The 428-nt window shown below is 51.6% G+C and carries 1 protein-coding gene; it reads right to left on the bottom strand.

Annotated features, from left to right (window positions below; translation table 11 throughout):
• Window positions 1-428 (bottom strand): autotransporter-associated beta strand repeat-containing protein (locus ICN23_RS09715; protein ID WP_216232050.1); only part of this gene is annotated, 428 nt, incomplete at both ends.

Here is a 428-nt window from a genome sequence, read left to right as displayed (position 1 = left end):
GCCCCACTCTTCGTGAGATCACCTGTACCAGCAATGATGCCGTTGTAAGTCAAGGCAGTAGAACCATCGACATTGATCGTGCCGTTACCGGTCATGGCAATGCCACGATTGGCATTTAAGGTAAATGTGGCTGTACTGTTCAGTGTTCCACCGTTAAAGATAATGGATCCTGGTGTTGCGCTTGCTGGAGCAGCGCCTAACTGGTTATCTGCAGAAATCGCTAAAGTACCGCCAGTCAGAGTGCTTGTACCGGTGTAGGTATTAGCGCCAGATAGCGTGGTTGTTCCGGAGCCTACTTGCTCTAAGTTCGCAGAACCCGCCAAGATCGCAGATACCGTGGCTGCGCTAGTGTTATTGAAGGTGTAGCTAGAACCTGTCAGAGCGCCAGTAGTGCTGGTGATCGATCCACCGTTTGTGCCGATGGTGAC

It is taken from the genome of Polynucleobacter sp. MWH-Jannik1A5 (genome assembly GCF_018881795.1).
In the GTDB taxonomy this organism is placed as follows: Bacteria; Pseudomonadota; Gammaproteobacteria; order Burkholderiales; family Burkholderiaceae; genus Polynucleobacter.
This window is presented reverse-complemented; position numbering and strand designations above follow the sequence as displayed.